A 6891-nucleotide genomic window follows, 5' to 3' on the forward strand; every position below is an offset into this window, starting at 1 on the left:
CTAAAATAGAAACTCCGCAATTAGCTATAAATCTAATTCTTGAACAGCATCAAAGATACATCAAACAACTACTAAGAGACCAAGAAAAGAACAATCAAACCTAAGATGACAAAGTAGGACTAATGTAGATGACAGAACACCTCTGAAAAAAGATAACTTTTTGAAGAAGATATTTGGAAGTTTATATGCTGATAAAGGATATATCTCTAAAGAATTAACTTCAATATTATTTGATCAAGGATTACACTTAGTTACTAGTATTAAAAACAATATGAAAAATGTATTAATGACAATGAGAGATAAAATATTACTAAGAAAAAGATCTGTTATAGAAACCATAAATGATCAACTAAAAAATATTGCTCAAGCTGAACATTCCAGACACAGAAGTTTTGGTAATTTCATTACTAATCTTGTGGCTAGCCTTATTGCTTATTCTTTTCAAGAAAAGAAACCTGCTATCAAATTTGAAACACAAAAAACTACACAATTAGCGATGTTTTGCTAAATTCTTAGATCGAACTCAGGTTATAAATATGATTCTAAATGTTGTGTTCAAAATAACACGGTTCATAGATTGCAATGCCTTTAGGTATTCTAGATCGGTTAGTTTACCGATACCAGGTTTTACAGCATTAGACCAGGTAAAGAAAATACCAGCCATACCCCCAGTAGATACAATGGCTATCATCAATATAATTGTTTCAATACGTATCATAATGCTAATTAATAGGATAATCCTGGGGTTTGATATAGATATGTTTGATCTTTGATTTGTTTTATTATAAAATCTGCTACATCGGCTCTAGAAATCTTTAAGGTAATAGAGGTATCGTTTGGTTCAAAACCGTGAAGGTAGCGCCCTGTTTTTTTTCCATCAGTAAATGATCCTGGTCTTACAATTGTCCAATCTAATCTACTATTCTTTACATATTGTTCTTGTAGTTCATGATCTAGAAATACACCTTTTAGAAACCACCCAAACATAATATGTTTCCAGAAAAAATTGAGATTCCCATTGCTATCTCCTGCTCCTAGGGTTGTTTGACAAATGAGGCGTCGTATATTATTGTTCTTCATAGCGGTAATAATATTTTTTGTTCCCTCTGATCTTACTATACTTTTTCGGCTTTTTCCTGATCCCAATGCTATAATTACTACATCTTGATCTGTCATCGCTTTATTTATAGTGTCTAATTGCAAAACATCTCCTTCTGCGATAGTGAGATTGCCGTGTGCAAATTGTGATAATTTGCTTGCATTTCTGCAAAATGCGGTTACTGCATATCCCGATTGAAGTAACTGTTCTAGCAGATGTTTCCCGATAGTTCCTGTAGCACCAAATACCAATACTTTCATAGCTTTTTTTTAAGATTATAAAACAAAAGTATGGGAAGGGATTGCTCAAAAATTGAACAAAACCGACAAAGTAAAAAATGGTATAAAGGTGTTATTTTATCTGATTAAGGTAATAGGATGGCGTTTGCCCTGTATAGCGTTTAAAGGTTCTGATAAAATGTGATTGGTCTGAAAACCCACTATCTAAGCCTATGTCTAATAATGAGTCATATCGCGATTGTGTAAGTTTATTGATTGAGCTTTGAAACTGGATAATCTTTGCAAATTGCTTGGGGGTCAACCCTACATTAGACATAAAATTACGTTCAAACGTGCGTTCGGTCATATAAATCTGATCAAGGATGTCTTTTATCTTTATTTGCCCTTGGCAATCAATGATGATCGATATGGCTTTCTCGATCTTATCATTATCTGTGACTTGATTTGATTGAATCAATTGTAGCATCAATTCTAGAATGATTTGCACTTGTTCTTCTATATCCTGTGCATTAATGAGGCGCAATCTATAGTTCTCTATAGCTATATAGTGTATTTGCAATAAATCATAACAATCTTCATTTAATATTCTGGGGTCTACCCCAAGTAAATACTTTGATGCAAAAGGGTATAGTTGTACTACAACATATGAGTGTTGACCTTTTACATCTAATGAGATAGGGCGTATGGTTTGCCCGTATAAAAACAATTCTGATAGTTTTTTCTTTTTTGGAAGCATAAAAAATCCATTCTCTGCCTGTTGAAACATAATCCCAGGGTATCCATCTGCATATAGTGGTATATTGGTGTGAGAATCTACACTGGTATTTTTGCCAGTCATAACACAGTTTACATAGGGTGCTAGATCATCAGATATATTATATACTACTTCTTTCATTTAGCTGTTGGTTGATCGTTTGAGAACTTCAATATTGGGTGTTCAATATTTTTCACTTTTTTATTTTACAGTTTGCAGTTTTATATTTTACATTTACCAACATATTGATATTCATTATTTTGCTTTTTTTGTCATATCAGCGATCTATCATGATGTAATGAGTACTCTTTGGTCCCCCAACCTATGCTGGAGGACAGAAAAATACGGTTTTTAAGTGTTAGTCTGAAACTTCGATATTCATTATTTTGTCAAAACTGCTATTGCTTCAATTTCTATTAGAGCTTCTGGCGAATAAAGAGCACTAACTTCTACAATAGTATCTGCTGGGTATGGTGCAGTAAAGTATTTTTTTCTTAGAGCAACAATTTTGTTAAAATTAGCCATATCCCGTAAAAATATAGTCACTTTCACAACGTTCTTCAAACTAGAACCTCCAGCTTCAAGAACCTTTTTTAAATTTTTGAACGTTTGTTCTGCTTGAACATCAAAATCATTTATACCTACAAGTTCTCCTGTTTCTCCATAGGCTGCTTGACCTGAAATATAAAGTACTTCTCCTACAACATAACCTTGGGCTAGATTGTAAGGTTTATAAGGGTCTGGGGTTATTTCAATATTTTTCATTTGCATAGAATTTGTTTTATTTTTTGTTAATGGCTTCTGGCATCCCGATCCGAAAACGAAGAGGAGTACTATACTTGTAATTCTTAAATTAATGAGCTTCATAATCAAGGCTTGTCAATCTTACTTTAAATTTTTTATTAAGAAATTCTTTATAACTCCTAAGTTGTGCTTTGATGTCTGCATTTTTTTCTACATCATAGAATTTTAATGATTTCAATAATTCCAAACCGAGATATCTATTCATTCCGTGAAACCCCGACATAGGGCCATTGTCAACACTAATTTCTTTAAAAAATTCGTCAGGTAAACTAAATGCGCCTTCAGGTGCATTCCAGCTTGTAGTAAGTACATAGTTTTTACCGTGTAACAAACCACCAGTACCATAATTAATCTCTGGATTTTTTTGGTTTCTCCCATCACTTATCCACATCCCCTTATCCTCGCCATAACCAGCTGTAAGTACTTCATCCAAATATTGCTTAAACTTGAATGGTAGATAAAACCACCAAATGGGGGTATGATAAATGATCGTATCTGCCCAAAGGTATTTGGTAACTTCTTCCTCTACATTGTATCCTTTCTCAATTTCTGTTGTTCTTACTAAATAATCGTTAGTCGATTCAAAATGAGCTTTTGTAAGGTCAAATAATGATTTATTGAATCTTCCTTGAGAGGCGGCAAAGGAGTGCCAGCCGTTAATAATTAATATATTCTGCATGATTTTAAGTTTATTTGAGTGTAAAATTAATTCATACATAAGACTCATAAAAATAATACAAATCATACCTTTGTATCATAAAAATAATAGTTATGGTAAATCTTGAATGGTATAGAACTTTTAAAGCTGTTTATGAAGAAGGTAATTTAACAAAGGCTTCAGAAATATTATTTTCATCGCAACCTGGTGTAAGTCTTCATATAGGTTCGTTAGAATCTTACATTGGTTTTAAATTGTTTGAAAGAACTTCGAGAAAAATGATACCAACAGAAAGAGGGCAAATACTTTATGATTACATTGTTGATTCTCTTAATAGATTAGAAAAAGCAGAACAACATTTTAAAAAGAAAGGGTTAGAGGAAAAACCAACTTTAAGCATAGGTATGTGTTCAGAGGTTTTTCAAGTTTTTTTTGAGCCTAACATTGGAACTCTTCAGTTTGATATTATAGCTCATTTTGGAGAATATCCACAAATGATAAAAGAACTCACAGAAGGAATATTGGACTTAGTTATCATACCTGAATTGGTCAATTCAGAGGGGGTTACATACAAGCCTTTTTTTAAAGAAAAAATACAATTAATAGCTGGTAAAAACACCGATACTGAGAATATTGAAAATTTAATTGCAGATAAAAAATGGGCAGAATTAGAACCAATTCTTAAAAAACAAATTTGGTATGGCTCACATAATGTAATGGAGTATTCTAAGGCTTTTTGGCATCAAAACTTTGATAAGAAAAAGCTTTTCAAACCTAATTTTTTAGTACCAAATATTATATCAATTATTAGGTGTATAAGTAATGGTCAAGGACTCGCTTTAGTGCCAGATTTTCTTTGTACAAAACAGTTAGAAAAAAATAGTGTGAAATTATTGTGGGAAGGACGTGTTCCTCTTGAAAATACATTTTATTTTGCTTTTCGCGAAAATTCTAGATTAACTAAAGAAATTACTCAAATCGAGAAGATAATTTCTCAAGAAATTGAAAAAATATATTGAAAGGGTTTAAAGATAGTACAACCATTAGCGACTATTTAAATTCACTCATTTTAGGTTTTACAGTTTTATATTTCGATATGTTTATTAATTACAAGTGTTACCGCTAGTAGTAACCTCACTTGGTGTTGTTGAGTTATTATCAATACATGAATATCTTGTGCCCCCAGTAGGTTGATAGATTGTATTATTTGTAATTTTTGTATCAAGATGCGCATCAAACAGTCTAATACCACTTCTATCACCTGGCCTAATGATATTACTACTAATATCTATATGCTTTGTATTTCCTACTTCTAGACCGCCATCTACTTCATTATTTCTAAATGTAATACCATTAGAATTTGAAAAAGTAATTGCTCTTGAACCGATAAATTTATTAGTATCAAAAACTACCTTCTGGTTTTCATGTGCTGCTTGATTATTCATTTGAGCAAAATAAACGAGAAAACCACTTGCTGATGTTATGGTATTGTTTTGTATCTCAATATCGTTATTATTGGTATTGGTAGCTTGTATTCCATTTTTTTCAACGGTAATTGTATTGCTATGGATTCTTGCTTTTGTTGCTTTGCTTAATTGAATTCCTGCCCCGCAATTGGTTATGGCATTATCATGTATATAGGCATCATAAGATCCAACTATAATTCCTGCGCTATATCCTTCTATGGTATTATGAGCTATTTCATTATTAAAAACAGTTTCTCCACTACCCGCTGCAAAAATGCCCCAACTGTCTGTTGCTGTTCCTACAGCTTTAAACTTATTGTTAATTATCTTTACTCCAGATACAAGTGAGTACACCACTCTAGTACCTATCTCATTATTCTCAACGGTAATATCTTGACCTATGGTCAATGTAAGAAACCCTCCTCTACTACCACTCTCTTTATTTCCTTTTATAGAGACATTAAAAACTCTTTGACGTTCTTTTAGCACTCCATTTTCATCTCTAAAACGTTCTGGTTCGATATTTATAGCGTAACCAACCTCGCCCCCATCTGTATTTTCAGAAGGTTGTCCCGCATCTATAAAGGTATTGTTTTCAATAGTAATATCTCTACCATCTACCAGTGCAATAGCCATTCTTCTTGAATTTTTTATGACACAATTTCTAATGGTCACATTTTTTGTAGGGTTATAATCTGGGTTATATGAAAAACCAAAAGAAAATATCGCAAATGTTCCTGAGGAACCGTCTTCAAAATTAACACCATCTACTACAATGTTTCTTCCTGAATGGATATAAAAAAGGTGACTTCCTTCTAATCCATTATCATCGGGTGAGAATACACGTTGGTCTCTATCGCCATATAAATTACCTCCTGTTACTGTTATATTTTCGGCATCTCTGACGGCTAATATTGCTCCCCCATTTCTATTATGTTTATCGCCAGGAAAAATTCTAAGATGGGTATTATCTGTCATTTCTAGGGTGAAATTTGATGGAATATTCACAGCCTCTAGTGTTGGGTACCAATTTGCATTGATAGCTGTACTGGTAGTCTTGGTTACTTCAAAAAAAGCGTCAAGCTTATCAATCTTAAAAGTAGAGGCTCCTAATTTTTTGGTAAAGAAAAAAACTTTTTCCAAAATTTCGGTGTTTTTTAATGCTACTTCAGAAGTAACCTTACTCCTACCTTCTACAATATCCCATCGCACCGCATAAAACTTAAATGTAGGAGATGCTAATGTTACGTCTCCTTCAACTTCTAATTTAGAGCTTAGGAGTCTTCCATCAATAGTACCAGTAGAAAATATAAGTTTTCCGTTAACAATATCTCCACCTGCAAACTCAAAATTCACATTCGATGGCAGCGTAACTGTTGCACCATCTAAGTCTAGTAAGCAATCTATTGTTATAGTGCTATTTGCTGTTAAGTTGGATAAATCAAAATCACAAGGAGTCGTGATACTATTTTCTGGAGTATCAGATATGATACCCTCTTCATCACCAGTCGTCGTGTCATCAAAACTATCCTTGCTACATGAAATAATGAATACTATAAAAACAAGAAATAAGTAATGTGTATGCTTTATTTTGGAACAAATCATAGATCGTAACAAGTTTAAAATCATTAATATAATCTCCTAATTAATAAAATTTTAATCAGAAAGCTTATTTATTCATAAAAAAAAATCAAAAAATTCATGCTATTTTATAAACTAAAAACGCTCTAGTTTATAATTTCTATTATTCGTATCTTTAATTCATGGATTTAGAAAAGATAAAAGTTGAAATAGGTAAGTTATCCATTGAAGATCAGGCTTTATTGGCGGCAGAACTTGAGAAATTGACTTTGAAAGGAAGTCCCGCAGTT

General features: G+C 32.5%; 7 protein-coding genes and 1 pseudogene. 2 read left to right on the forward strand and 6 right to left on the reverse strand.

Annotated features, from left to right (window positions below; genetic code table 11):
• Positions 1 to 124: 124 nt before the first annotated feature.
• Positions 125 to 508, forward strand: a pseudogene (locus CVD18_RS20675) (transposase); the annotation flags it as partial.
• Between the two features lie 15 nt (positions 509 to 523).
• On the opposite strand, the gene CVD18_RS20680 reads toward CVD18_RS20675, so the two are convergent.
• The 5 genes from CVD18_RS20680 to CVD18_RS20700 form a co-directional block, all read right to left on the reverse strand.
• Entirely contained in the window at positions 524 to 718 is a 195-nt protein-coding gene (locus CVD18_RS20680) for a hypothetical protein (protein WP_103867387.1), read from the reverse strand.
• A gap of 8 nt (positions 719 to 726) precedes the next feature.
• Entirely contained in the window at positions 727 to 1359 is a 633-nt protein-coding gene (locus CVD18_RS20685; protein WP_103867388.1) for an NAD(P)-dependent oxidoreductase, read from the reverse strand.
• A gap of 91 nt (positions 1360 to 1450) precedes the next feature.
• Positions 1451 to 2233 (reverse strand): AraC family transcriptional regulator, encoded by a 783-nt coding sequence (locus tag CVD18_RS20690; protein ID WP_103867389.1) that lies wholly within the window; start codon positions 2231 to 2233, stop codon positions 1451 to 1453.
• 240 nt (positions 2234 to 2473) lie between these two features.
• Positions 2474 to 2959 (reverse strand): RidA family protein, encoded by a 486-nt coding sequence (locus CVD18_RS20695; protein ID WP_233194608.1) that lies wholly within the window; start codon positions 2957 to 2959, stop codon positions 2474 to 2476.
• Complete coding sequence (locus CVD18_RS20700) at positions 2946 to 3575, reverse strand: NAD(P)H-dependent oxidoreductase (protein ID WP_103867393.1); 630 nt, start codon at positions 3573 to 3575, stop codon at positions 2946 to 2948. The genes CVD18_RS20695 and CVD18_RS20700 overlap by 14 nt, the downstream gene beginning before the upstream one ends.
• A gap of 92 nt (positions 3576 to 3667) precedes the next feature.
• On the opposite strand from CVD18_RS20700, the gene CVD18_RS20705 reads away from it, so the two are divergent.
• Positions 3668 to 4573: a LysR family transcriptional regulator gene (locus CVD18_RS20705; protein WP_103867391.1), complete on the forward strand. Its 906-nt coding sequence runs from the start codon at positions 3668 to 3670 to the stop codon at positions 4571 to 4573.
• Between the two features lie 84 nt (positions 4574 to 4657).
• On the opposite strand, the gene CVD18_RS20710 is transcribed toward CVD18_RS20705, so the two are convergent.
• Entirely contained in the window at positions 4658 to 6625 is a 1968-nt protein-coding gene (locus tag CVD18_RS20710; RefSeq protein WP_158250527.1) for a right-handed parallel beta-helix repeat-containing protein, read from the reverse strand.
• Positions 6626 to 6891: the final 266 nt, after the last annotated feature.

It is taken from the genome of Aquimarina sp. I32.4 (assembly GCF_002924285.1).
Taxonomy (GTDB): domain Bacteria; phylum Bacteroidota; class Bacteroidia; order Flavobacteriales; family Flavobacteriaceae; genus Aquimarina.

Coding starts and splice junctions, on each gene's coding strand:
- CVD18_RS20680 (WP_103867387.1), bottom strand. CDS start 718: ATGATACGTATTGAAACAATTATATTGATGATAGCCATTGTATCTACT.
- CVD18_RS20700 (WP_103867393.1), bottom strand. CDS start 3,575: ATGCAGAATATATTAATTATTAACGGCTGGCACTCCTTTGCCGCCTCT.
- CVD18_RS20695 (WP_233194608.1), bottom strand. CDS start 2,959: ATGAAGCTCATTAATTTAAGAATTACAAGTATAGTACTCCTCTTCGTT.
- CVD18_RS20705 (WP_103867391.1), top strand. CDS start 3,668: ATGGTAAATCTTGAATGGTATAGAACTTTTAAAGCTGTTTATGAAGAA.
- CVD18_RS20710 (WP_158250527.1), bottom strand. CDS start 6,625: ATGATTTGTTCCAAAATAAAGCATACACATTACTTATTTCTTGTTTTT.
- CVD18_RS20685 (WP_103867388.1), bottom strand. CDS start 1,359: ATGAAAGTATTGGTATTTGGTGCTACAGGAACTATCGGGAAACATCTG.
- CVD18_RS20690 (WP_103867389.1), bottom strand. CDS start 2,233: ATGAAAGAAGTAGTATATAATATATCTGATGATCTAGCACCCTATGTA.